The organism is Actinoplanes sp. NPDC051513 (genome assembly GCF_044454685.1).
In the GTDB taxonomy this organism is placed as follows: Bacteria; Actinomycetota; Actinomycetes; order Mycobacteriales; family Micromonosporaceae; genus Actinoplanes.
In genome coordinates this window covers 389,450-413,853 of sequence record NZ_JBITDW010000002.1, presented here as the reverse complement: position 1 = coordinate 413,853, position 24,404 = coordinate 389,450, and the positions used below count along the sequence as shown (strand labels likewise).

Below are 24,404 nucleotides of genomic sequence, written 5' to 3'. Positions count from 1 at the left end.
GGTCGGTCGTTATGGGCGTCATGGGCGGACCACCCCTCTCCCGCCCGACCGACCGGCAGGTTGCCTGGTCGGTTGCGGTCTGCGTCCTCACCGTGCTCTGCCTGCTTGCCGGGGGCCTGCTTGCCGGGGGCCTGCTTGCCGGGGGCCTGCTTGCCGGGGGCCTGCTTGCCGGGGGCCTGCTTGCCGGGGGCCTGCTTCCGGCCGCGGCCGCCGCGGGCCTGCTGACCGCGTGCTCGGCCGGCGTCGGCGTGGCGATGCTGCGCGCCCGGCCGGCCGGCCCGCGGCCGCGCGCGCTCGCGCTGGCCGGCGGCATCCTCGTGGCCGCGCCGGCCGGCGCCGCCAGTGGCCTCGCCGCGCTGCTGGCCCCGCACACGCTGGCCGGCGGCGTCCCGCTGCCGGCCGAGATCCCCCTCGTCAGCCTCTTCTTCGTGGCCGGCCTGTACCTGTCGGCCGTCCTGCGTCCGCACCAGCGCCGCGACCTGCCGGCCCGCCTGCGCGCCGGCCTCGACACGCTCAGCGTCGCCGCCGGGGTGATCTTCCTGCCGTGGCTGCTGCTGTTCGGCGACGAGCACAACGAGCGGCGCGGCGCCTCGATCACCGCGCTGATCTTCGGCGGTGGCGCGGCCGCGGCCGTCGCGGTCGCCGGCGTGCACGCGATCCGGCACCGGGCCGCGCTGCAGTGGTGCGCGCCCGGCGCCGCGTTGTCGCTGATCGGGCTGACCGCGCTGGTCGTCGCCATGGACTTCCCCGCCGAGCCGAACGCCGCGATCGCCGGGATCGCCGCGGCCGCCGCGATCAACGTGGCCGCCGTCCTCATGTGGCACGGCTCGGTGCGGATCGGCCCGGACGCGCGGCCGCTGCCACCCGCGGGCAGCGAGCCCTCGGCCGGCTTCCCGCTGCTCGCGCTGCCGATGATCGCGGCCGCGCTGGTCACCGTTTACCACCTGATCAACGGCGGCGGCATGGACACCGTGTCGATCGCCCTAGGCCTCACCGCGATCACCGCCGTCGCGGCCCGCGAGTGGTTGTCGGCGATCGCCCTGCGCCGGCACGCCGACCATCTGACCGTGCAGGGCAACCGGCTGCGCAGCCTGGTGTTCGGCTCGGCGGACGTGGCGATGGTCCTGGACGCCGACCTCGCGGTGCGCTGGCAGTCGCCGGCCGCGGCCCGCCAGTTCGGGCTCTCCGACCAGGACGTTCTCGGCCACGCCGCGTCGGCGCTGGCGCACCCGGCACAGGCCGACGCCGTGCACGCCTACCTGGCCCGGCGACTAGCCGGGAGCGACTCGCCGGCCAGCCTGCCGGTCCGCCTGCGGGACGGCTTCGGCCGTTGGCGGGACACCGAGTGGACGACCAGCGGCGCCGACCCGGCCGAGCCCGGCCAGACCCTGGTCGTGCACGTCCGCGACGTGAGCAACGTGCGCGACCTTGAGCGGGCGCTGCGTCAGTCCACCCACCTCGACCAGCAGACCAGCCTCGCGAACCGGGAGGGCCTGTGCCGGGCCGGCGAGCTGATCCCGGACGCCGGCGCGATCATCGTGATCGAGCTGGGCGGGCTGACCGCGATCGCCGACGTCTGCGGGCCCGACCAGGCCGAGGTGGTCGTGATCGAGGCGGCTCGCCGTCTGCGTACGCGGGTGGCCGGCGCCGACGTGCCGGCGCGGCTGGGCGAGACCCGGTTCGCGGTGCTGACCCATTGCGGCGCGGTCCGTGCCCATCTGCTCGCCAGCCAGCTGATCAACGCGCTGACCGTGCCCTACGAGGCGGCCGGAACGGTCTCGCACCTGTCCGCGTGGGCGGGCGTGGCCGACCTGACCCCGGAGGCCGGCGTCGACGAGGTGATCCGCCGGGCGGTCCTGGCGCTGCGATCGGTCCGCTCGGGCCCGCCGGGCGCGGTGGAATGGTACGAGGAGCAGTTGGAGACCCGGCTCCTGCGCCGGTCCACGCTGGAGCAGGATCTGCCGGGCGCGGTCGCCCGGGGCGAGCTGGAGCTGGCGTACCAGCCGATCGTGGACCTGGCGAGCCGCCGTCCGGTGGGCGTCGAGACCCTGCTGTCGTGGCGGCACCCCACGCTGGGCGCGGTGCGGGCCGGCGAGCTGCTGCCGCTGGCCGACGATCTGGGTCTGCTGGGCGCGATCGGTCACTGGGCGCTGCACGCTTCCTGCCGTCTGCTGGTCGGCTGGCGGCGGCAGCATGAGCAGCTGTGGCTGGCGGTCACCGTCCGCCCTCGCACGCTCGCCGATCCGGCCTTCCAGGCGAGCCTGCAGACCGCGCTCGATCTCTATCAGATCCCGCCCTCCGCCCTGGTCGTCGAGATCAAAGAGCAAGACCTCCTCGGCGTACGGGATGAGCACTCCCCCGTCGATGACCTGGCCACCCGCCTCGGCCGCCTGCGCGCCCAGGGCATGCGCACCGCGATCGACAGCTTCGGCGCCGCCTCCACCTCGCTGAGCCGGCTACGCATCCTCCCGATCGACCTGCTGAAGATCGACCGGGAGGTCTTCGGCCCGGGGTCCGGCCCCCACGGCCACGCCGGCGCGGTCCTCGACGTGACCGTGACGCTGGGCCGGCGCCTGGGTATGGACGTGATCGCCCACGGCCTCGAGTCCCCTGAGGACCTCGACACCGTACGCGCCGCGGGTTGCCGCCTCGGCCAGGGCGACCTGCTCGGCGAACCGATGCCCGCCGAGCACCTGGAGGCCCTGCTCGAGTCGCACCGCGAGGCCCGCCACCGCGACGGCTGAGGTCAGGCCGGCGGGCCTCCGGACGGCGTGCCCGACGCGGCCGCGGGCGACGGATTTCCGGCCGTCACCGTTCCGGCCGCCGCCGGGGTGCCGCCGGCCGCGGTGCTCCTCGACGATCGCGGCCTGCGGGTGCTCCCGGCGCGGTCCGCGGCCCGGTCGAGTTTGGCGGTGGCCGCGTCCTTGGCCTTCTGCTTCGTCTGTTCCACCGTGGGGCTGCCGCTCAGCCTGCGCGCCGACGCGGCGATCCGCTCGTACTGCTCCCGCCCGGCCCGGGCGCCGAGCACGTAACCGACGGCGAGCCCGGCAGCCAGCTTCACGATTCTCATCAGCTACCTCTCTGAGTGTCATGTGCGTGTGCGTTGCCATAGGTGCCCGCCGCGCCGCCGCCCAAACCGGTCCGTCAGCCGCGCCGGGCGTCCACCGCCGCGGCCCGAGTGATCCGGATGAACCTCCCCGACATACTCCCGGGCGACCGGGACTGACGCCCGGCCCGATCCGTCCTGACGCTCGGGCACGCCATCGGCGAACCGGCCGGCATCGTCCTGGCGGTCGCCCCGCCGCTCATCCGGGTGATCTCGCCGGCCCGTGACGGGCACGCCGCGGACGGCCCGCCGGGAGGTTAACGGCGGGTGAACGGGGTATGCGCCCCGGCGATCGCCAAGCCCGAGGGGGACATACGCCGTGACGTCGACGGAATTCTGGCAAACCGATCTGCTGCGAACCCTGGCCGGTCAGGCCGAGCGGGTGGAGCTCAAGCTGGTCGTGCCCCGGCACGACGGGAGCTCGCTGGGCATCGACCCGGACCGCCGACCGGACCGCCGCGTCTACTTCCTGGACACCCCCGACCTCGCTTTCTTCCGGCACGGGGTGATCGTCCGCTTCCGCGACCGCTCGCGCCGGCACGACGACGCCGTGGTCAAGCTGCGGCCCGTGGTGCCCGGCCGGGTGCCCGGCTGGCTGCGACAGGCCGACAGCTTCCAGATGGAGGTCGACGCCCTGCCCGGCAATGCCGTGTGCTCGGGCGCGCTCAAGAAGCGGCTGGGCCGCGACGACGTGTCGCGCATCCTGGCGGCGGGCCGTCCGCTGACCAAGCTGCTCTCCGCCCGCCAGCGCAAGCTGCTCGCCAGGTACGCGCCGCCGTGGGTGGGCCTCGCCGACCTCACCGTGTTCGGGCCGGCCGACGTGCGCTGCCAGAGCGTCAAGTTGCGCGGCCTCGACCGCGGCCTGACCGCCGAGCACTGGCGCTACCCGGACGGCTCCGACCTGCTGGAGCTCTCCACCCGCTGCCCGGTCGACAAGGCCGCCACCGCGGCCGAGCGCGTCACCGCGGCGCTGCGCGCCTACGGTATAGGTCCGGCTGCCGAGCAGCCCACCAAGACCGAGATGGCCCTGTCGGCATAGGCACGGTGCTCGCTCAGGAGTGGCCGCGGTCCTCCTGGTAGCGGACGCCGGTGTCGGACTCGTCGGTGGCCAGGTAATCGGCGTACCGGTGGCCATGCCCCGGAACCGTCCGGAGGAAGCGCCGTTCTCATGGTTATGTCCGATCCGCACCAGATCGCCCCACGGGAGGGCTTCGGCTACAGCCCGGCCCTCGACGGCATCCGCGCCCTGGCCGTGTCGGCCGTCGTGCTGTTCCACGCCGGCGTCGGCGGCCTGGGCGGCGGTTTCCTCGGCGTGGACACGTTCTTCGTGCTCTCCGGCTTCCTGATCACCTCCTTGCTGCTGCAGGAGCGGGCGCGGGCCGGGCGGATCAGGCTGGCGCATTTCTGGGTACGCCGGGCCCGCCGTCTCCTGCCGGCGCTGCTGGCCGTCCTCACGGCGACGGTGATCGCCGGGCATTACCTGCTGGACGACGGCTCCCTCGGGCTGCTGCGGACCGACGCGTACGCGGCGCTGGGCTACGTCGCCAACTGGCGGATGATCTTCCGGGGCACCGGGTACGTGGCCGCAACCGCCACCCCGTCGCCGCTGCAGCACACCTGGTCGCTCGGCATCGAGGAGCAGTTCTACCTGCTCTGGCCGCTGCTCATGGCCGGTCTGCTCGCCTGGCCGGCGACCCGCCGGGCGCTCACGACGCTGCTGGCCTTCTGCGTCGCCGGCACCGTCGCCTCGCAGGTGCTGTGCGCCTGGCTGTTCCGGCCGGACTCGATGGGCCGCGCCTACTTCGGCACCGACACCCGCGCCCAGGCCCTGCTCATCGGCGCCGGTCTCGCCGTCCTCCTGACCCAGCCTCAGAAAGCGCGGCCCGCCATCCTGACCCGGCCCCAGAAAGCGCGGCCCGCCACCCTGACCCGGCCCCCGAAAGCGTGGCCCGCCACCCTGACCCGGCTCCGGAAGGCCCGGCTCGGCACCGCGGCCGCCGCGATCACCTTCTGGCTGTGGCACGCCGCCGGCGACCAGGCCGGCTGGATGTACCACGGCGGACTCACTCTCGCCGCGCTCGCCACCGCGGTCGTCATCGCCCACGTGATCCTCGAGCCGGCCGCGCCGACCGCCCGGGCCCTGGCGGTTGCGCCGCTGGTGTGGCTCGGCCGCATCTCCTACGGCGTCTACCTGTGGCACTGGCCGCTGTTCACCTTCCTCACCGCCGACAACACCGGCCTGTCCCGCTGGCCGCTGCTCGCCGTCCGGCTGGCCGGCACGCTCGGCGTCGCGGTGCTCAGCTACCACGTGATCGAGCAGCCGATCCGTCGCGGCGCGCGGATCCGGATGCCCGTCACCGCCACGGCCGGCGCCCTGGCCGCGACGATCGCGGTGATCGCCGTCGGCGCCACTCCCCCGGCGGGCGACGCGGCGAACGAGACCGCCGCCGCACCGGTGGTCATCTCGGTCCCGGGGGCCGAGCCGGGCGCGGCCGCGCCGATCAGCCGGCCGCAGCGCCCGATGTCGGCATCCCGGCGCGAGCCCCGGGTGACGTTCTTCGGCGACTCCGTCTCCTGGGTCATCGGCACCTACCTGCCCGAGCACCCCGGCATGTGGACCAGCGTGCGAGCGATCCAGGGCTGCGGCATCGCGACGCTGCCCGACATCCTGCAGCTCGGCGCCCCGCACACCAACTACCCCGGCTGCACGTCCTGGCAGCGGCGCTGGCAGCGCGGCGTCGACCAGGACAACCCCGATGTCGCGGTCATCGAGCTCAACCGCTGGGAGCTGATGGACCGCCGCTATCAGGGCCGCTACCAGCATGTGGGGGACCCGGCCTACGACGCGTACCTCGAGGGGCAGCTGGAGACGGCGATCCGCATCGCCGGCTCACGGCGCGCCGCCGTCGTGCTGCTGACCGCTGCCTACACCCACCGCGCGGAGCGGCCCGACGGCGGCCTGTACGCCGAGGACCGGCCGGAACGCGTAGACGCGTGGAATGCCCTGCTGCAGGAGGTCGCGGCGCGGCATCCCGCGCAGGTCACGGTCCTGGATCTCAATCCGCTGGTCTGCCCGGACGGGAAATTCACCTGGCGGATCGACGGCATGAAGGTCCGCAGCGACGGCCTGCACTACACCCCGCCGGCGGTCCAAAAGATCATCGCGCCCTGGCTGCTGCCGCAGCTCGCGGCCATCGCGACCGGCGAGCAGGCGCCGCCTGACCAACGCATCCGCCCGGGCGCATGACGGGTCCGGTCCGCTAAGAAGCGGTCCGCGGCATCGGCTGGGGATCGGCGGTCGGCCCGTGCACCACGGGACGGCCGCCGGCCCAGTCGACCCGGTCGAGCCACAGCTGCCGGCCGGGGCTCACGCTGCCGATGCCGTCCGGCGGCCACGCGTGGTAGAGCAGCCAGGTGCTGCCGTCGGCGAGCGTCACCGGGTAGCAGTGGCCCGGGCCGGCCGCGGCGGGCGACGAGCGCAGGATCGGGTTCTCCGGCGCGTCGTGGCACGGTCCGATCGGGCCGTCGCAGGTGGCGTACCCGACCGCGTACCGGTCGGAGTCGAAGGCGCCGCCCGAGTAGAACAGGTAGAGCCGCCCGTCGTGCCGGAGCATCTCCGGCGCCTCGACCACCGCGCCCTGCCACGGTTTGTCGTTGGTGAGCAGCCGGGTGGGAGAACCGGTGAGCGACAGGCCGTCCGGGGCGAGCCGCTGCGCGTACAGATGGGACGGCACGCCGATGTGGTTGCCGTCGTTCTTCCAGTACAGGTAGAGGGTGCCGTCGTCGTCGCGGAACGGGCTCGCGTCGATCGAGCCGCCCTCGTCGTCCTGGCAGACGAGCGGCGAAGGCGACGGGTCGGTGAAGGGGCCGCGCGGGTTGTCGGCGACGGCCGCGCCGATGCATTGCCGGTCGGCCCGGTTCCAACGGGCGGTGTAGTAGAGCACGTATTTCCCGGCGTCAGTGCGCACCGCCTCGGGCGCCCACGTGTTGCCGGTCGTCGCCCAGGAGCCCACCGACGGGAGCACGTCCCCGGCGGGCGTCCAGTGCACCAGGTCGGTGCTGGTCAGCAGCGGCACGTTCGCGGAGGCATTGTTGGTGCCGTAGGCGAAGAACGTGCCGTCCTCGTGCAGCACGCCGGGATCGGGAAAGGTCTGGCTGTGGACCGGGTTGGTGAAGGTCACGGGAGCGGCTCCAGGCGCGGCCGGGGTGTCGCCGCAGGCGGCAAGGGCGGCCACCGCCAGCAGCGACACGACACGGGTACGGGTCACGAGCGATAAATCCGGAAATAGTCGAACTGTGCGGTGACGGCCGGGGTCGCTCCGCCGTGCGCATCCAATCCGATTCTCAACGGAGCGCCGACCGGGAACGTCCACACTCCGCCCAGCGTCCAGGCGCGCCCGTCGACACTCGATTCCGACCGGAGGTGATGCTCCCCGGTGGCCGGATCGACCCGGTGCACCAGTCTCAGCCACGTCGTCGCCACGCCGGGCGTGCCGACGGTGATCCCGCCGTAGGCGAGCGACCCCGCGTACGGCAGTTCCCGACCGTATTCGATCTGCCGGGTGTTCCAGATGGACACGACGTCGAGCCGGGCGAAGTCGTCGTCCCCGGCGTAGGCGATCAGTCCGGCCTGCTGGTAATTGCGCACATCGTTGACCCCGAGGTCGAGGGTGAGCCTGGTCTCGGCCGTCCAGTCCCCCGCCGGCGGATCGCGCAGCAGCACCGAGGCGTTGTTGCCGGCCCCGGTCAGGTCCCCGGCCTCGACCGGCCAGTTCAGGCTCCCGCCCGAGACGGTGACCGCGACGTCCTGCCGCACCCAGCTCCACCCGGCCGCCGGCACGTCCCCGTTGAACTCGTCCGACCAGGCCAGACGCCCCACGGCCGGCGCCGGCACGGGATGGGTGACCGGCCGGTACAGCCGCTGCACACTGAAGTTGTCGACGTCACCCCGCCCGGCAAATCCGACCTGCGCCGGGCCGCCGGGCCGCACCCTGAGCGACACCGAGACGATCGGCCCACTCTGCCGCGCCTCGGTCAGCTCGGCGACCAGGCGATCCCCGCGGACCGACACGGCGAGGTTGTGCCACGTGCCGTAGTCGAGCCCCGGCGGCAACGGCGCCGAAGCACGCGCCGCACCCGAGGTGGCGACCAGCCGCCCGGCGGACCGGTCGACAACGACGCGCGCGCCGCCCACGACGAGCCCGGCCGAGGACCCACCACCCACGACCAACCCGGCGGAAGGTCGCTCCGGCACCCGCAGATCGGCCTCGACCCGCACGTCACCCCCGGGCGACGGCCGCAGCGCGGTCCCGCTGCCGGTGGCATACCCACCGGTCACTCGCCAGCCGGCGGGCAACCACGGCACCGGCCGGTCGAAGGTCTCCGCGCCGGCGCCGACCGGCGCCGCCTGTGGCGTGTCGGACGGTCCGGCCCCGGCCCGCACCACCGGCCACCCGCCGATCCAGTCGAGCCGGTCGAGCAGCATCGGCCGCCGGTTGACCCCGAAGGGCTGATCCAGGTAGGGCGCATTCCGGTCGATGGCGTGGTAGACGAGATAGTCCTGCCCGGACAGGTCGGTGACCAGGCCGTTGTGTCCCGCGCCGATCCAGCGGTTGCCGTTCTGCGTCACCACCGGAGTGCCGCCGGCGCCGGAGTCGAGCAGCGAGACGCCGTGCGCGTCGACGAACGGGCCCAGCGGCGACCGCGACCGGCCCACCGACACCGAGTAGCCGGTGGCCGGTCCCGCGCAGCAGTTCGCCGACGAGGCGAAGAGGTAGTACCAGCCGTCGTGGCGGACCACGTAGGCGCCTTCGTACTTGTTGTCGATCGCCACCGGAGCCGGCGATCCCACCGCGCTGAGCCCGTCCGCGGCGAGCCGCACCACCGAGATCCCGCCGTAGTAGCTGCCGAAGTACAGGTAGCGCGAACCGTCGGCGGCTGTCAGCTCGGCCGGGTCGATCGTGCTCAGGTAGCCGCCTCCGCCGCCGGGCCGGGGCGACACGACCGGCGCGACCTGCTGGGTCCATGGCCCGGCCGGGGCGGGAGCGGTCGCGACCCCGATGGCGAAGTCCGAGTTATCCGGAGAAGCCGTCGTATCGGTGACGGCGTAATACATGACATAGCGGCCATCGAGATATCGCACGTCCGGCGCCCAGTAGGACGATCCCGGCGCAACATAGGGCGCCGCCGGACCGGTGAGCGCGTCCCCGACGTAGGACCACGTCACAAGATCGGCGGAGCGCGCGATCGGAATGCGATGCGGGCTCCCCGAACCCGACCGCAGCGGATCACTGGTCGCGTACGCGTACCAGAAACCGTCTTGGCCTCGAATCACGGTCGGATCGGCGAACGTGTCGGCGAAGGACTGCGACACCGGATTGACGAGCAGGCTCAGCAACAGCAGCAACGCGCGGAACACGAGATCACCCCTTGATTCCGGTGTGCGTGACGCTCTGGATGACGTGCCGCTGGGCGGCGACGAAAAGGATCAGCACGGGCACACTGGCCACCACGGCGCCGGCCATCGCGATCGGGTAGTTGGTGGTGGCGGCGTTCTGCAGGTTGCCCAGGCCCGCGGGCAGGGTCAGCCGGTCGGCGCTGAACAGCACGTAGAGCGGCCAGAGGAAGTCGTTCCAGTTGGTCAGGAACGACAGCACGGTGAGCGTGGCCAGGGCCGGGCGGGCCAGCGGCAGCACGATCCGGGTGAAGATCTGCCATTGGTTGGCGCCCTCGAGCAGCGCCGCCTCCTCGAGGTCGACCGGCAGCGCGGCGAAGAACTGGCGCAGGAAGAACACGCCGAACGCGCCGCCGGCCGACGGGACGATCAGCGCCCAGAGCGAATCCAGCCATCCGAGCCGGCTGACGATCAGGTAGTTGGGGACGAGGAACAGGAACGGCGGCACGAACAGCGTGCCGACCACGGTCGCGAACACCAGCTTGCGGCCACGGAATCGCAACCGGGCCAGCGCGTACGCGGCCATCGCGTCGACCGCGACGATCAGCACCGCGTTGGCGGTGGCCGCGATCAGGCTGTTGACGAACCAGCGCAGCACCGGTGTGGCCGAGTTGGTGGTGAGCACCGTCGAGTAGGCCTCGCCGGTCACCGGGCGCGGCAGCCAGGACAGGGGCAGCGCGGTGGCGTCGTTGTTGGTCTTGAAGGAGGTCGTGAGCATCCACAGCAACGGGGCCACGAAGATGACCGTGAGGATGCCCAGGGTGATCCAGAACGGGATGCGGCGGAGCGTCATGAGACCTCCCGGCGCTGGGTGAGCCGGAGGTTGAGGACGCTGATCGCGAGCAGGATCAGCGCGAGGATGTAGCTCATCGCGGCCGCCATGCCCTGCCGGTTGTTGGCCAGGCCGGTCTCGGCGATGTACATGATCGCCGTCCGGGTCTCGTTGGCCGGCGCGCCCTTGGTGAGCAGGAACGACTGGCCGAACATGTTGGCCGAGGCCAGGATCGTCACGGTGGTCACGAACGCCATGACCGGTCGCAGGCCGGGCAGCGTCACGTTGCGGAACTCGTCCCACTTGGACGCGCCGTCCACCCGGGCCGCCTCGTACAGTTCCGGCGAGATGTCCTGCAGGCCGGCCAGGTAGATGACCGCGTTGAAGCCGAGCGTCCACCAGACCGTCATGCCGACCAGCGAGATCCACGCCCACGGCAGGTCGGTGGTCCACGGGACAGCGTGGCCCAGGTAGTAGTTGACCAGGCCGATGTTGGGATCGAGCACGAACCGGAACAGGATGCCGACCACCGCGACGCCGAGCACGTAGGGCGCGAAGAATACCGCCCGGAAGAACGACCGGCCGGGGAAGGCTCGGTTGAGCAGCAGCGCCACGCCGAGCGGGCAGACGATCAGGAACGGCACGCTGAACACCGTGAAGATCCCGGTGGCCAGCATGCTCTTCCAGTAGTCACCGCTGTCCCGGCTGCCCGGCGTGAACAGGTCGATGTAGTTCTGCAGGCCCACCCAGGGCTTGCCGGGCAGCAGGTAGTTGTAGTCGTGAAGGCTCACCCAGAGACCGAAGATCGCCGGGATCAGCACAAAGCCCAGGAACAACACCAGGAACGGCAGGAGAAACAGGTACGGCGTGAGCGGCCCGTGCCGCCGCACTGTGCCGCCGGTCGCCGCTCTTTGCCCGGGTGGCGCCATGGACCGCGTGTCGACGGCCATGATCAGGCCCCGTACTTCTTCTTGTTGTCGGCGAGAATCTTGTTGGCCTTGTCCGCCGCCGAAGTCAGCGCCGCGGCCGGGTCCTGCTTGAGCAGCACCGCGCTCTGCACGCCGGTGTAGAGCTGAGCGAGCGCGTCGCCGATGCCGGCCACCGACGGCGGGAAATGGGTGTACTGCACGTCGGCGGCGAACGACTGCAGGCTCGTCAGCGCCTTGAAGTCGGCGCTCTGCGCGAGGTCGTTGCGGGCCGGCACCTTGGCACTCTTGGCCCAGGCCGCCGCCTGCTGCGTGAACCAGTTGATGAAGAACCGGCTGGCGTTGGCCTTGTTCGCGTCATTGTCCTTCTTGCGCGGGAGCACGAACTGGTGGCTGTTGCCCCAGACCCCGCCGGTCGAGCCGATCTTGGGGAGAGGAGCAGTGCCTATTTCGTACGTCTTGAGCGCGGTGACGTCGTTGACCTGCCAGATGCCCTGCCAGTTGAAGACGTTCCGGCCGTTCTTGAGGGCGATGTAGTCGGCGTCCTGGCCGACGTTCTTGGGGCTGTAGCCGTTCTTGACCAGGTCGACCATCCAGGTCAGCGCCTGCACGCCGGCGTCGGAGTTCCAGGTGGCGGTGGCGTTGTCGGAGCTGAACACGTCCCCGCCGAACTGCCAGAGCAGCGACTCGAACTGGAAGCCGCCGGTGAACTGGAACGGCGACACCCACGACCCCTGGATGCCCTTGCTCTTGAGGGTGTCCAGCTGGGACATGTACTCGTCCTTGGTGGTCGGCGGCTTGTTCGGATCGAGGCCGGCCTTCTCCATGACGGTCTTGTTGTAGTAGAGCCCGAGGTTGTGCACGTCGATCGGGATGCCGTAGCGCTTGCCCTGGTAGACGCCCCCGTTCCAGACCGCGGGGGCGAAGTCGGACTCCTTGAGGCCGAGCGCGCTCGCGATGTCGTCGAGCGGCACGATCACCTGCTGAGCGGCCTGGGTCGGCATGTCGTCGATGTGCATGGCGGCCACATCCGGGCCGTTGCCGCTCTGCACGGCCGCGGGCAGCTTGGTGAAGAAGTCCGCCCATTGGAAGACGTTCATCTTCACCTGGACGTTCGGGTTGGCCTTGTTGAACTGGTCGACCATGGCCTGGGCGGTCTCGCCGTCGCTGCCGGTCCAGCCGTTCCAGAAGCTGATCGTGACGTTGGGGCCGCTGTAGCTGGCGCCGCCGTTGCCGCCGGCGGGCGCGGCCTGCGGGGCCTTCGAGGTGCCGCCGCAGGCGGCGAGGGCGAGGGCGGTGCCGGCTCCGCCGGAGAGGGCAAGGAAGCGCCGACGGGAAAACTCGGACATTTTCGCTCCTAGGCGTGGTGGTCGGTGGAGAACTCGAGGACGTTCCAGGAAGCAGGGGGAAGCTCGACGGTGAGCTGGCCCGGTTTCGCCGGGCGCTCACCGTCCAGCACTCGGTGGGTACACAGCCGGGCGCCGTTGAACCCACGGAGGTCGAGGGTCAGGGCGAGCGGCCCGGTGCGGTCGCGGTTGACGGCGAACAGGGCGAGGTTGCCGGTCTCGGGGTCGTGGCTCGCCGCCGCCGTGAGGGCGGGCACCGGCCCGTACGCGTCGGTGTCGATCCGCGGCGCGACCGGTTCGACCCGGAGCGCGTCGCCCCGCGCGAGACCGGCCATGTGTGCGAACGGATGGAAGATGGTCTGCTTCCATGCCGGACCGCCGGGTTCCGTGCGGATCGGGGCGATGACATTGGCGAGCTGCGCCTGGCAGGCGATACCGACCCGGTCGGCGTGACCGAGCAGCGAGATCAGGTAGGTGCCGACCACGACGGCGTCGATGTCGCTGTAGTTGTCCTCGATCAGCCGTGGCGCCTGCCGCCACTCGAGGGCGGCCTCGCCGTGCCAGTCGCGCTGGTACCAGACGTTCCACTCGTCGAACGACACCTTCAGGCGCTTGGGGCTGCGCAGCTTGGCCTTGACGTGGTCGGCGGTGGCGACCACCTCGTCGATGAAGGCGTCCATGTCCACCGCGGACGCGAGGAAGCTGTCGGTGTCGCCGTGGTGCTCCTCGTAGTACGCGTGCATCGAGACGTAGTCGACCTGGTCGTAGCATTGCTCGAGGACGGTCGCCTCCCACGAGCCGAACGTCGGCATGTGCCGGCCGGAGCTGCCGCACGCGACCAGCTCTATCCCCGGATCGAGGCGGCGCATGGCCCGCCCGGTCTCGGCGGCGAGCCGGCCGTACTCGTACGCGGTCATGTGCCCCATCTGCCAGGGACCGTCCGCCTCGTTGCCGAGACACCAGAGCTTGATCCCGTACGGCTCGGTGTCGCCGTTCTTGATCCGCTGGTCGGAGAGCCGCGTGCCGCCCGGGAAGTTGGCGTACTCCAGCAGCTCGACCGCCTCGGTGAGCCCGCGGGTGCCGAGGTTGACGGCCATCATCGGCTCGGCGCCGAGCCGGCGGACCCAGGCCATGTACTCGCCGAGGCCGAACTGGTTGGTCTCGATCGAGCGCCAGGCCAGGTCGAGCCGTCTGGGCCGGGAGTCGCGCGGCCCGACGCCGTCCTCCCATCGATAGTTGGAGACGAAGTTGCCGCCCGGATAGCGCACGACGGTCACGCCCAGCTCACGGGCCAGATCGAGCACGTCGGTACGCAGGCCGAGCTCGTCGGCGACGGGGTGGCCGGGCTCGAAGACGCCGGTGTAGACGCATCGGCCCATGTGTTCGACAAGCGAGCCGAAGAGCCGGCGGTCGATGCGCCCGATCCGGAAGGCGGGGTCGATGGTGAGCTGTGCGACATTCACGTTGGTGTTTTACAACGTTGTTTACATCGTTGTAAAGAGGCCGTCTAATATGCTGGTCGCTGGTCGGGCACACGCTGAAGGGGGTCACCGTTGGGCGCGAGCATCAAGGACGTCGCCCGGCACGCCGGAGTCTCGGTCAAGACGGTGTCCAACGTGATCAACGATTTCCCGTTCGTCTCGGCGGCCACCCGCGAGAAGGTCAAGCGGGCCCTCGAGGAGCTGGACTATCGGCCCAACCTTTCGGCCCGGCTGCTGCGCGGCGGCCGCACCGGCGTGGTCGCGCTCGCGGTCCCCGAGATCAGCTCGCCGTACTTCGCCGAGCTCGCCGCGCAGTTCGTCCACCACGCCAAGAGCCACGCCTGGACCGTGCTCATCGACGAGACCCAGGGCGCCCGCGACAGCGAGCGGATCGCGCTCGACGGCATCAAGTCGCACCTGGTCGACGGCCTGATCGTCAGCCCGCTGGCGCTCACCGCGGGCGACATCGACGCCCGCCGCGACCGGACCCCGCTGGTGCTGCTCGGCGAGCGGCTCACGCACGCGCCGGTTGACCACGTCAGCATCGACAACGTGGACGGCGCCCGCGCCGCGACCGCCCACCTGCTGGCGATCGGCCGCCGCCGGATCGCCGCCATCGGCAGCCAGCCGCACGTCTCCGGGGGCACGGCGGCGCTGCGCCTCAAGGGTTACCGTGCCGCGCTGCGCACGACCGGCGTGGCTTTCGACAAAGCGCTGGTCATGCCCGCACCCAGCTACCACCGGGCCGACGGGTACGCGGCGATGAGCGCCCTGCTCGATCTGCCGGCGCCGCCCGACGCGGTGTTCTGCTTCAACGACCTGCTGGCGATCGGCGCGCTGCGGGCGCTGCACGAGCGCGGGTTCTCGGTGCCGGCCGACGTCGCAGTGATCGGCTTCGACGGCATCGAGGAGGGCGCCTTCCACACACCCGCGCTGAGCACGATCCGGCCGGACAAGGGGGAGATCGCCCGGCTCGCGCTCGCATTGCTCGACAACCGCATCGCCGGCGGCGCGGAGGCGTCACCGCAGGAGGCGTACGCGGGGTTCGAGCTCCTCGTGCGGGAGAGTTCCGCCTGCTAGGTTGTTCGTGCTCTCCTGACCGGACGGTGAGGCGGATCGTGGCGGCCCCTCCCGGCCGTTTTCCGCTGCCGGCGGTGACGGCGCCAGGACGATCAGGGCCACGGCCGCCGCGATCACCACTGTGCCGCCGATCACCCGGGCGTCGAGCCGCTCCTCCAGCAGCCACCAGCCGAGGAAGACCGCGACGACCGGGTTGACGAACGCGTAGGTCCCGGCGATCCGCGGCGCGACATGGTCGAGCAGCCACGTGTACGCGGTGTACGCCACCAGGCTCCCGAAGACGATCAGATAACCCAGCGCGAGCAACGACCGCCCGCTCAGCCCCGCCCGCGGGATCTCGCCGGCGAACGCGGCCAGCACCCCGAGGATCACTCCCGCGCTGACCATCTCCACGGCGCTCGCCATCAACGCGTGCGGAGGGCGCGGCGCGTGCACTGCGTAGACCGACCCGAGCCCCCAGCAGGCCGCTCCGCCCAGCGCGACGGCGGCGGCCAGCATGTCGCCACCGCCGCCCGGCCGGACGAGAATCGCCACCCCCGCGACCCCGGCGACCAGGCCGATTCCGACCGGCAGCGTGATCCGCTCGCGGTCCACCACGCGGCGCCCGGCCACGATCCACAGCGGAATCGTGGCGAGGAACAGCGCGGTCGTCCCCGAGGGCAGCGTCTGCTCGGCCCAGCAGGCGCCGCCGGTGCCCGCGGCCGGCAGCAGCAGTCCCTGGATCGCGCCGGCGCGCCATTGCCGCCGGTCCGGCATGGTCCAGCGCCGGTAGCGGCAATACGCGAACAGCAGCGCCCCCGCGACCAGGAATCGGACGGCGTTCAGGGTCAGCGGCGGCAGCGTCTCGAGCCCCACCTTGAGTGCCAGATAGGTCGAGCCCCAGACGACGTACACGATGAGCAGCGGTCCGACGAAGGTCATAACGGTACCGTTCCCCGCCGGCGTTGGCACCTTCGCCATGGATGCGGCACTTCGTGCCAAAATGAGGGAATGCTGACCGACGTCGCCGTCGTCGTGGCCGAGCCGGTGCCCGCCTTCGAGCTGGGCATCGTCAGCGAGATCTTCGGCCTGCCGCGAGCCGACCCGTCGCTGCCGCGCTACGCCTACGCGGTCTGTGCCGAGCGCCGCGGCGCGCTGCGCACATCGACCGGCTTCGCCGTGATCCCGACCGACGGCCTGGACCGGCTCGCCACCGCCGACCTCATCGTGGTCACCGGCGCAGCGCCGCCCGTGCCACCGCCCACCCCGGCGCTGGCCACGGCACTGCGAGCGGCGGCCGACCGCGGCGCCGTCGTCGCCGCCGTCTGCACCGGCGCTTTCGTGGTGGGCGCGGCCGGCCTGCTCGATGGCCGCGCCGCGACCACCCACTGGGCGTACGCGGACGATCTCGCCCGCCGCCATCCGTCCGCCACCGTCGACCCGGACCGCATCTACGTGGTCGACGGCCCGATCGCCACGAGCGCCGGCGCGTCCGCGGCGATCGACCTCTGCCTGCACCTGATCCGCCACGAGCATGGCGCCGACGTGGCCAACCGCGTCGCCCGCGAGCTGGTCGTGCCGCCGCACCGCAGCGGCGGCCAGGCCCAGTTCTCCCGTGTGCCGATCGCATTTCCCGGCTCCGGCGACCTGGCCGGCCTGCTCGACTGGGCCGCCGACCACTTGGGCGAGAACCTGACGGTCGGAGCCCTCGCCCAGCGGGCCACCATGTCCACCCGCACCTTCATCCGCCGCTTCACCGAGGCGACCGGCGCCACCCCCGCGGCCTGGGTGCGCGAGCAGCGCGTCCGCCGGGCGGAGCAGTTACTGGAAAAGGAGAGCGCAACCATCGCGGCGGTGGCCCGCCATTGCGGTTTCGGCAGTCCCGACACGCTGCGCCGGCAATTTCGCAAAGTGCGCGGCGTAACCCCGGAGGCATATCGCGCCGCCTTTCGCCAGTCACCGTGACGGGTCGCCGAGATCGCCGGCCGGCGGGAGTTGCTGACACCCTAGGGCGGGCAGCCGCGGGCGCTCGCCAACCTGTTCGGGGTCGAGCTGTGGGAGCGGTTCTCGTTCTACGGCATGCAGGGCATCCTGCTCATTTACCTGTACTACGAGGCCTCCGCGGCGGCGATGCGGGGCGGGGCGGGGCGGAACGACGCCCACACGCGAAGCGACCCGGAACCTGGCGGGGTCCCGGGCCGCTACGTCTTCAGGTGCGTCGGCGGAAACTCAGTATGAGCTGACCGGAATCAGCTCCGCCTCGTCCCGGCTGGCGTTGTCGTGGCTGACCACCAGCCAGCCCCGGGCCGGCGACTTCGCGAACTCCGCCTTGTTCAGCGAAACCTGCGCGGTGGCGACCTTGTTCGGGGCCACCGTGCTGGCGAAGCCGGTCGTCAGCGACGGCGTGAACGCGTTGTAGGTCGCCTTTCCGGCGATCTCGTCGTCGTTGCCGTCGATCAGGCCGATGCTCTCCGCGTGGTACGTCAGGCGCGGGCTGTCCGCCGACAGGCAGGGCGAGCCCTCCGCGCAGAGCTGGGACACCAACACCGGCAGCACGATCGCGCTGCTGTCGAACGGCGCGTCGGCGAAGAACTCCAGCGTGCCGTCGCCCGTACGCATGTCGAACACGGCCGTGACCAGCTCGCCGGTGAGGTCGCCGGTGGTGAGCAGGCCGTAGTCGACCGCCACGACGTCGTAGTCGTCCGCGCCGTCCCCGTTGACGTCGACGTACACGTCGAACTCGTTGCGGGCGGCGTTGGACAGCCGGTTGTGCGTGCTGATCGCGAAACCGATCGTCTCGGCGTCGAACGTGGTGGCGCCCACGGCCCGCAGGTCGGCGGCGCCGTTCGCGGCGTCCCGGCCGTCGTACAGACCCCACGCGTACCAGTCGGCCGTGCCGCCCAGGACGCCGTGCCGGTTGGTCACCGTGGCGGTGGCCGAGCCCTTGCGGCGCAGCGTGTTCATGTCGACGGCGGCATCGACGTTCGACACCGCCTGCGGCACCAGGTAGTACGGCACGCGCAGCGCGACGCCGCCGGAGTGCGCGACGGGCGTGAACGTCACCAGGCCGGCGACGTCCTGGAACTGCGCCGAGTTGCCCGCGGTCCCGGCCGGCACCTCGAGGGTGACGGCAACCGAGGTCGAGCCCCGCCCGGGCACGGTCACCCTGGTACGCGAAAGCTTGGCCTGGTGCGGGCTGCCGGCGGAATTGGCGACCGCGACCGTGAACGTCTGACTCGTACGCCCGAAGTTCTTGACCTCGATGACCTTGGTCTTGCTGTAGGTGCGGTCGAGCTCGGCGAAGCCGTAGTTCAGCGTCGACGTGCCCTTGTCACCGAGCGCGATGACCTGGGTGTCGACCGCCCCGGGCGCCTGGATCAGGCCCGCGCCGTCGGCCCGGGTGCGGTAGCCGGCGACGCCGCCCGGGTTGGCGGTGTTGACGATCGCCGCCTTCCAGTACGCGACCTTGCGCCAGTCCGGGTGCGCCTGCTTGACCAGCGCGGCCTCGCCCGCGGTGTGCGGGGCGGCCATCGAAGTGCCGGACTCCACGACCGCGCCGTTGCCGGAGCCCGAGCCGGCCGACGAGATGCTCACGCCGGGCGCGGTGACGTCCGGCTTGAGCCAGCTGTCGCCGACCCGCGGGCCGCCGGACGAGAAGCTCGCCGTGGCGGTGTAGCTCGGGTTGGCCAGCTGGTTGTTGGTCAGCGTCGTGGTCTGGCCGTTCGCGGCGATCAGGGCCGCGGCGGCGGTGTTCGGGACGCCGAGCAACGGGATGGTGACGTTGGCCGGTTCGCCGGTGTCCGGGTTGCTGGTGATCGCGCCCTCGAACGGCGGGTAGGAGCCGTCGGTGTTCACCTGGAGCACGGCGGCGGCGCCGGCGGCCTGGCCGTAGATCGCCTTGGCGACGCGGGCACAGGTGCCGCGGGCGATGACCGCGATCGCGCCGGTCACCCCGGCCGCGGTGAAGTCCGCGACGGAGCAGCCGAGCGAGATGCCGCCCGCGCCGTTGCCGACCACCTTGATCGGCAGCGACGTGCCGTCGGCGAAGGTGGCGCCGTTGGCGTTGATGGCGTCGAGGCCGATCGACAGGTGCGCGCCCGGGAACGACGCGGTGGGGTCGTTGGCGGCGACGCTGATCGTGCTGGTCGCGGTGGACGGGCTGCCGACGATGTACGGCGCGGCGCCGGAGTTGCCGGCCGAGGCGACCACGATCACGCCGTCCTTGGCGGCGTTGTCCGCGGCGACCGACTCGGGCGCGTCGGCGGTGCCGAACGGCGAGCCGAGCGACATGTTGATGACGTCCATGTCGTTGGCGACGGCCCACTCGATGGCGTCGACGGTCATGTCGGTCGAGCCCTCACAGCCGAAGACGCGCACCGCGTACAGGCTGGCCTTGGGCGCGACGCCGGGGCCGACCTTCCAGTCGTGCGAGCTCACGGTGTTCTTGTCGTACGAGCCCTGGTAGGTCTTCCCGTCGGCGGTGACGCCGTAGCCGCCGATCGTGCCGGCGACGTGCGAGCCGTGGCCGTTGCAGTCGAGCGGGTTCGGGTCCTGGTGGGGGACGGGCTGGTAGTCGGCGCTGTCCGGGTCGGCGTTGTAGCTGTCGCCGACCAGGTCGATGCCGCCCTTGATCTTGGCCGCCTTCGGGCCGAACAGCGACTTCGCGGCCGGCTCGGTCTCGGTGGCGTGGGCCGCGTCGTAGGCGGCGACGGTGCCGGGGCCGCCGAAGTCCGCGTGCGTGTAGTCGATGCCGGTGTCGATGACCGCGACCTTGATGCCCTCGCCGCGGTACTTGTCGGGAGCGTTCCACACGGCCGGGGCGCCGATCATCGGCACGCCCTTGGTGTTGTCGGGCTTCACCGTCTGCAGCGGGTGGACGCTGACCACGCCGGGCGCGGCCGCGAGCGTGTCGAGCTCATTCGCGTTGACCCGCACCTTGATGCCGTTGTACGCGTGCTGGTAGCTGCCCAGCACGGTGCCGCCGAGCTGGCGGGCCTTCTGCTCGACCGGCGCCTGCGCCTTGCGGATCCGGTCGCGCCGCTGCTTCTTCTGGGTGTCGGTCAGCGGCGTCGCGGCGTCGGCGTCGGCCACCGCCACGGGCGCCTCGCTGAGCTGCACCATGACGGTGACCGGCTTGTTGCGCAGGCCGGCCGGCACCTTGGTGATTTTCGATCCGGCCGGGACCGGCTTGAAGTCCTGCCGCACGCCGGGAGCGGCGGCGGCGCTCGACGAGGCGCTCACCACCCCCATCGCGGCAAGAAGGATGCCGGCGGCGACCGCCGTGTTGAATCTCTTTGCGCCCACTCGGGCTGCCTCCCCTCAACTCAAGACCGGCCGCGGCGAGATCCATCGCCGACGGCCGATCTTGATCGGGGAGTCTGCACAAGATTCGTTGCGAGCGCCATACCCCTTACGTCCGGTCGTGGTCCAGCGACGACCGGGCGGTCTCCCGCGCGACCAGGACGGCGATCACGCTGAGTGCCGAGGCGATGGCCATGTAGATCGCGACCGCGCCGAGGTTGGGGTCGTCGCCGTCGCCGAGCAGGGCGAGCGCGATCAAGGGGGCGGGCGCGCCGGCCACGATCGACGCCAGCTGGTAGCCGACCGACGCGCCGGTGTAGCGGACCGATGTGCCGAACAACTCGGCGAAGAAGGCCGCCTGCGGCGCGTACATGAGGGCATGCAGGAGCAGGCCGACGACGACGGCGAGGGTGATCGGGACGGCGTCGCGGGTGCCGATCAGGCGCAGGAACGGGTAGATCCAGACGGCCACGCCGATCGCGCCGGCCAGGTACAGCGGGCGGCGGCCGATCCGGTCCGAGACGGCGCCGATCGCGGGGATGACCACGAACTGCACGGCCGAGCCGACCACCAGCGCGGTGAGGATCGTGCTCTTGTCGGCGGACGTTCCGGCGTACGTCGTCAGGAAAGTTATCGAGACGACCGTGAACAGGTAGTAGGAGATGTTCTCGGCCAGCCGCATGCCGATGGCCAGCACGACCTCGCGCGGATAGCGGCGGATGACCTGCAGCAACGGGCTCTTCTGCACCGGCGCCCGCTCGAACAGCGGCGACTCCTCGATCGACAGCCGCACCCACAGGCCGGTCACCACCAGCACCGCGCTGAGCAGGAACGGGATCCGCTAGCCCCACGAGTTGAAGGCCTCGTCGGGCTGCACGAGGGCGAGAATCCACAGCACTCCGGTCGCGAGGAGGTTGCCGAGCGCCACGCCGGCCTGCGGCCAGGACGACCAGAAGCCGCGGCGTGCGTCGTCGCCGTGCTCGGCCGCCATCAGCACCGCGCCACCCCACTCGCCGCCCACGGCGAAGCCCTGGACCAGTCGGCAGGCGAGCAACAGCACCGGGGCGGCAATGCCGATGGACGCGTACGTCGGGAGCAGTCCGATGGCAATCGTGGCCAGCCCCATGGTCAGGAGCGAGACGACCAGCATCTTCTTGCGGCCGACGCGATCGCCGAAGTGGCCGAAGACGACGCCGCCGAGCGGACGGGCGACGAAGCCGAGCGCGTAGGTGCCGAAGGCGAGCAGCGTTCCGGTGACCGGATCGGACTTGGGGAAGAACAGCGAGCCGAAGACGAGCGCGGCGGCCGAGCCGTACAGAAAGAAGTCGTACCACTCGATGGCCGTGCCGACGAGCGAGGCGGCGACGACCTTGACGATATTTGTTCGTTTTGTTGCGGTGAGGGTGGCGGTCATGGTCAGCAGCCTCCGTCGGCGAGCACGTAGTAGTTGTCGGCGGTGCGGCGCAGGGTGTGGGTGACGGCGACGTTCCACAGGCCCATGGCCTGGTTCGAGCCGTTCGCGTACGTGTAGCCGCCGGACTGATGGGCGCGGCCGGCCACGGTGTGCGCGTAGTTGCTGGCGGTGAAGCAAGGCTGGGAGGCAGGGGGCGTGGTCGGCGGGGTCGTCGTGGGCGGGGTTGTCGTGGGCGGCGTCGTTGTTCCGGTGAGCCCCCAGAACTGGGCGAGGTAGTACGAGGAGCAGATCGAGTCGAGGTAGTAGGTGCCCGCGGTGCCGCACTGGCTCTCCGCGCCGCCGGGGTCGACCGGCGTGCCGTGCGCGATCCCCTGAACCCGGTACAGCTGCACCACGCCGGCGTAGGACTCCCGGGTCGTACCGCCGGGAAGTGAATCGCTGTTCGACGGCGTCGGCGAGACGCCGAGCACGTTCGTCCACTGGTCGCGCAGCTCGGTCGCGTTGGCCGGCACGACCGTGGTGTCCGAGGCGCCGTACCAGATGGCCACCCGCGGCCAGGGGCCCGCGTAGCCGGGATACGCCGCCCGGACCAGACCGCCCCACTGCGCCGGGGTCTTGCTCTGCGCCTGGTACTGGCAGACGGTCCCGCAGTTGTAGGGCAGGCCCGCCACGACCCCGCCGCCCGCGAAGACGTCCGGATACGTCGCGAGCATGACCGCCGTCATCGCGCCGCCCGCCGACAGCCCGGTCACGAAGACCTTCGACGGATCGGAGCCGTAGTGCGCGACCGCGTAGTCGACCATCTGCTTGATGGACAGCGCCTCGCCGCCGCCGCGCGCGATGTCGCCGGCGTTGAACCAGTTGAAGCAGGACAGGGCGTTGTTGACCGAGGTCTGCTCGGGGAGGACCAGGGCCGCCTGGTAGAGGTCGGCGTACTTGGGCCAGCCCGAGTGCCCGTAGTAGTCGGAGGCGCTCTGCGTGCAGCCGTGCAGGGCCACCACGAGCGGCCGCCCGGCGGGAAGCGCCGAGGGCAGATAGCTGTACATGCGCAGCGCGCCGGGGTTGCTGCCGAAGCCGCTCACCTCGGTGAGCGTGGCCGCGGCGCGGGCCGGCGCCACGACGGCGGCGGTCAGGAGCACCGCCGCGACCAGAGACCACCACATCCGTCGATACATGAGCCGAACGTAGGGCCGGCCCCGCATCCGGCCCCATGGACCGCCGGACCACATTGAGGCGCGTCGCTGTGTAGATGACCCCCTTCTATGTGTCACGCGGCCATGAAGCACGGCGCCCACGTGGCGTCGGCACACGTGGTTCCACTCTCGGCGGCGACCTAGCGTGAGCCAACGCGAAACGTCGATGTAACGAAAGGCGTCCGATGAGTGGATCGGCGACATCCCGGCGAGCGGCCGCACTCGCGGCCATCCTCGTCGTGGCGGGCTGCGGCAGCCCGCAACAGGCGGCCGGTGGCGACGGCGACGGCCCGCTGCGGGTGGGCATCGTCTACTCGCAGACGGGGCCGCTGGCCAGCTACGGCCAGCAGTACGCGGAGGGGTTCAAGGCCGGCCTCGCGTACGCCACCCACGACACCGGCAAGATCGGCGACCGGGCGGTCGAGGTCACGTACGCCGACGACGCCGGCGACCCGGCCAAGGCGGTCGCGGCCGCGAAGGACCTGATCGGCAAGGGCTTCAAGGTGCTCGGCGGCTCGACCGCCTCCGGCGTGGCGACCCAGGTGGCGCCGCTGGCCGCGACCAACAAGGTGCTGTTCGTCTCGGGGCCGGCCGCCACCGACGCGCTCACCGGGCTCAACAAGTACACGTTCCGCTCCGGCCGGCAGTCCTATCAGGACGTGCAGACCGCGAAGGCGTACCTCGGCGACGGTAAGAAGGTGCTCGTCTTCGCGCCCGACTCCGCGTTCGGCAAGTCCAACGTGGAGGCCGTGAAGGCCGTCATCGGCGGCGCCGCCACCGTCGACAGCATCGCGGTGCCGGCCACCGCCACCGACTTCACCCCGTTCGCCCGCCAGGCCAAGGCGGCCGCTCCCGACCTGGTCTTCGTCGCCTGGGCCGGCACCACCGCGAGCGCGATGTGGCAGGCCCTCGACCAGCAGGGCGTGCTCGCCTCGACCACGGTCGTCACCGGGCTCGACATCCGCGCCACCTGGCCCGCGTTCGGCGCCGGCGCTACCCGGCTGCACCTGCTGGCCCACTACTTCGACGGCGCCACCGACAACCCGGCCGAGCAGGCCCTGGCGAAGGCGGTGCCGGGCGGCAAGACCGACCTGTTCCACCCGGACGGCTTCGCCGCGGCCCAGATGGTCGTGCACGCGCTCGAGGCGAGCGGCGACGACGCCGACAAGATGGTGAGCGCGCTCGAGGGCTACAGCTTCGACTCGGTGAAGGGCAAGCTCACCGTCCGCGCCGGCGACCACGCCCTGCTGCAGCCGATGTTCCAGGCCAAGCTGACCGGGCCCGACACCGCCACACTCACGAACACCATCAGCGCCGACGCGGCCGCGCCGCCCGCGAAGGGCTGACATCCG

At 71.6% G+C, this 24,404-nt stretch carries 18 protein-coding genes; 6 read left to right on the top strand and 12 right to left on the bottom strand.

The genetic code is table 11. From position 1 onward, the window contains the following. Positions 1–20: 20 nt before the first annotated feature. Complete coding sequence (locus ACIA5D_RS07150; RefSeq protein ID WP_396028953.1) at positions 21–2,744, top strand: EAL domain-containing protein; 2,724 nt, start codon at positions 21–23, stop codon at positions 2,742–2,744. 2 nt (positions 2,745–2,746) lie between these two features. On the opposite strand, the gene ACIA5D_RS07145 is transcribed toward ACIA5D_RS07150, so the two are convergent. Then, positions 2,747–3,070: a hypothetical protein gene (locus ACIA5D_RS07145; RefSeq protein WP_396028952.1), complete on the bottom strand. Its 324-nt coding sequence runs from the start codon at positions 3,068–3,070 to the stop codon at positions 2,747–2,749. A 355-nt stretch (positions 3,071–3,425) separates the two neighbouring features. Here ACIA5D_RS07145 and ACIA5D_RS07140 point away from each other — a divergent pair, with 355 nt between their 5' ends. Beyond that, on the top strand, positions 3,426–4,145 hold the full coding sequence (locus ACIA5D_RS07140; RefSeq protein ID WP_396028951.1) for a hypothetical protein: 720 nt from the start codon (positions 3,426–3,428) through the stop codon (positions 4,143–4,145). 135 nt (positions 4,146–4,280) lie between these two features. After that, positions 4,281–6,353: an acyltransferase family protein gene (locus ACIA5D_RS07135; RefSeq protein ID WP_396028950.1), complete on the top strand. Its 2,073-nt coding sequence runs from the start codon at positions 4,281–4,283 to the stop codon at positions 6,351–6,353. Between the two features lie 13 nt (positions 6,354–6,366). On the opposite strand, the gene ACIA5D_RS07130 is transcribed toward ACIA5D_RS07135, so the two are convergent. The 6 genes from ACIA5D_RS07130 to ACIA5D_RS07105 are packed head-to-tail and all read right to left on the bottom strand — an operon-like array spanning position 6,367 to position 14,067. Continuing rightward, the gene (locus ACIA5D_RS07130; protein ID WP_396028948.1) at positions 6,367–7,374 is read right to left on the bottom strand and encodes a glycoside hydrolase family 43 protein; all 1,008 of its coding nucleotides are present in this window, start codon (positions 7,372–7,374) and stop codon (positions 6,367–6,369) included. Next, positions 7,371–9,524, bottom strand: coding sequence for a family 43 glycosylhydrolase (locus tag ACIA5D_RS07125; RefSeq protein ID WP_396028947.1), 2,154 nt, complete (start codon positions 9,522–9,524; stop codon positions 7,371–7,373). The genes ACIA5D_RS07130 and ACIA5D_RS07125 overlap by 4 nt, the downstream gene beginning before the upstream one ends. A 4-nt stretch (positions 9,525–9,528) precedes the next feature. Beyond that, positions 9,529–10,353, bottom strand: coding sequence for a carbohydrate ABC transporter permease (locus tag ACIA5D_RS07120; protein WP_396028946.1), 825 nt, complete (start codon positions 10,351–10,353; stop codon positions 9,529–9,531). Beyond that, positions 10,350–11,282, bottom strand: a complete 933-nt coding sequence (locus tag ACIA5D_RS07115; RefSeq protein ID WP_396028945.1) for a carbohydrate ABC transporter permease — start codon at positions 11,280–11,282, stop codon at positions 10,350–10,352. The genes ACIA5D_RS07120 and ACIA5D_RS07115 overlap by 4 nt, the downstream gene beginning before the upstream one ends. A 2-nt stretch (positions 11,283–11,284) precedes the next feature. Next, positions 11,285–12,607 carry an ABC transporter substrate-binding protein gene (locus ACIA5D_RS07110; protein WP_396028944.1) on the bottom strand — a complete coding sequence of 441 codons (1,323 nt, stop codon included), beginning with the start codon at positions 12,605–12,607 and terminating at the stop codon, positions 11,285–11,287. Positions 12,608–12,615: 8 nt separating this feature from the next. Next, the gene (locus ACIA5D_RS07105) at positions 12,616–14,067 is read right to left on the bottom strand and encodes an alpha-N-arabinofuranosidase (protein WP_396028943.1); all 1,452 of its coding nucleotides are present in this window, start codon (positions 14,065–14,067) and stop codon (positions 12,616–12,618) included. A 90-nt stretch (positions 14,068–14,157) separates the two neighbouring features. Here ACIA5D_RS07105 and ACIA5D_RS07100 point away from each other — a divergent pair, with 90 nt between their 5' ends. Then, the gene (locus tag ACIA5D_RS07100) at positions 14,158–15,165 is read left to right on the top strand and encodes a LacI family DNA-binding transcriptional regulator (RefSeq protein ID WP_396028942.1); all 1,008 of its coding nucleotides are present in this window, start codon (positions 14,158–14,160) and stop codon (positions 15,163–15,165) included. Here the strand turns inward: ACIA5D_RS07100 and ACIA5D_RS07095 are convergent. Further along, on the bottom strand, positions 15,106–16,086 hold the full coding sequence (locus ACIA5D_RS07095) for an EamA family transporter (RefSeq protein WP_396028941.1): 981 nt from the start codon (positions 16,084–16,086) through the stop codon (positions 15,106–15,108). The two genes, ACIA5D_RS07100 and ACIA5D_RS07095, sit on opposite strands and share 60 nt — an antisense overlap. Before the next feature lie 69 nt (positions 16,087–16,155). On the opposite strand from ACIA5D_RS07095, the gene ACIA5D_RS07090 reads away from it, so the two are divergent. Further along, the gene (locus tag ACIA5D_RS07090; protein ID WP_396028940.1) at positions 16,156–17,109 is read left to right on the top strand and encodes a GlxA family transcriptional regulator; all 954 of its coding nucleotides are present in this window, start codon (positions 16,156–16,158) and stop codon (positions 17,107–17,109) included. 264 nt (positions 17,110–17,373) lie between these two features. Here ACIA5D_RS07090 and ACIA5D_RS07085 read toward each other — a convergent pair whose 3' ends face one another. From ACIA5D_RS07085 to ACIA5D_RS07070, 4 genes are all read right to left on the bottom strand, one after another. Next, a complete protein-coding gene (locus tag ACIA5D_RS07085; RefSeq protein ID WP_396028939.1) occupies positions 17,374–20,448 on the bottom strand; it encodes a S8 family serine peptidase in 3,075 nt (1,024 codons plus the stop codon). 106 nt (positions 20,449–20,554) lie between these two features. Continuing rightward, a complete protein-coding gene (locus ACIA5D_RS07080; RefSeq protein ID WP_396028938.1) occupies positions 20,555–21,262 on the bottom strand; it encodes an MFS transporter in 708 nt (235 codons plus the stop codon). Positions 21,263–21,286: 24 nt separating this feature from the next. Beyond that, on the bottom strand, positions 21,287–21,859 hold the full coding sequence (locus ACIA5D_RS07075; protein ID WP_396028937.1) for an MFS transporter: 573 nt from the start codon (positions 21,857–21,859) through the stop codon (positions 21,287–21,289). A gap of 2 nt (positions 21,860–21,861) precedes the next feature. Then, complete coding sequence (locus ACIA5D_RS07070) at positions 21,862–23,034, bottom strand: alpha/beta hydrolase family esterase (protein WP_396028936.1); 1,173 nt, start codon at positions 23,032–23,034, stop codon at positions 21,862–21,864. Positions 23,035–23,237: 203 nt separating this feature from the next. Between ACIA5D_RS07070 and ACIA5D_RS07065 the strand changes: the two genes are divergently transcribed. Further along, a complete protein-coding gene (locus ACIA5D_RS07065; RefSeq protein ID WP_396028935.1) occupies positions 23,238–24,398 on the top strand; it encodes a substrate-binding domain-containing protein in 1,161 nt (386 codons plus the stop codon). The last annotated feature ends 6 nt before the right edge of the window (positions 24,399–24,404 follow it).

What these genes read in the sequence shown, in the direction of transcription:
- ACIA5D_RS07135 (WP_396028950.1), top strand. Translation starts at nt 4,281, where the DNA reads ATGTCCGATCCGCACCAGATCGCCCCACGGGAGGGCTTCGGCTACAGC.
- ACIA5D_RS07095 (WP_396028941.1), bottom strand. Translation starts at nt 16,086, where the DNA reads ATGACCTTCGTCGGACCGCTGCTCATCGTGTACGTCGTCTGGGGCTCG.
- ACIA5D_RS07075 (WP_396028937.1), bottom strand. Translation starts at nt 21,859, where the DNA reads ATGACCGCCACCCTCACCGCAACAAAACGAACAAATATCGTCAAGGTC.
- ACIA5D_RS07110 (WP_396028944.1), bottom strand. Translation starts at nt 12,607, where the DNA reads ATGTCCGAGTTTTCCCGTCGGCGCTTCCTTGCCCTCTCCGGCGGAGCC.
- ACIA5D_RS07115 (WP_396028945.1), bottom strand. Translation starts at nt 11,282, where the DNA reads ATGGCCGTCGACACGCGGTCCATGGCGCCACCCGGGCAAAGAGCGGCG.
- ACIA5D_RS07090 (WP_396028940.1), top strand. Translation starts at nt 16,156, where the DNA reads ATGCTGACCGACGTCGCCGTCGTCGTGGCCGAGCCGGTGCCCGCCTTC.
- ACIA5D_RS07065 (WP_396028935.1), top strand. Translation starts at nt 23,238, where the DNA reads ATGAGTGGATCGGCGACATCCCGGCGAGCGGCCGCACTCGCGGCCATC.
- ACIA5D_RS07120 (WP_396028946.1), bottom strand. Translation starts at nt 10,353, where the DNA reads ATGACGCTCCGCCGCATCCCGTTCTGGATCACCCTGGGCATCCTCACG.
- ACIA5D_RS07070 (WP_396028936.1), bottom strand. Translation starts at nt 23,034, where the DNA reads ATGTATCGACGGATGTGGTGGTCTCTGGTCGCGGCGGTGCTCCTGACC.
- ACIA5D_RS07145 (WP_396028952.1), bottom strand. Translation starts at nt 3,070, where the DNA reads ATGAGAATCGTGAAGCTGGCTGCCGGGCTCGCCGTCGGTTACGTGCTC.
- ACIA5D_RS07150 (WP_396028953.1), top strand. Translation starts at nt 21, where the DNA reads ATGGGCGGACCACCCCTCTCCCGCCCGACCGACCGGCAGGTTGCCTGG.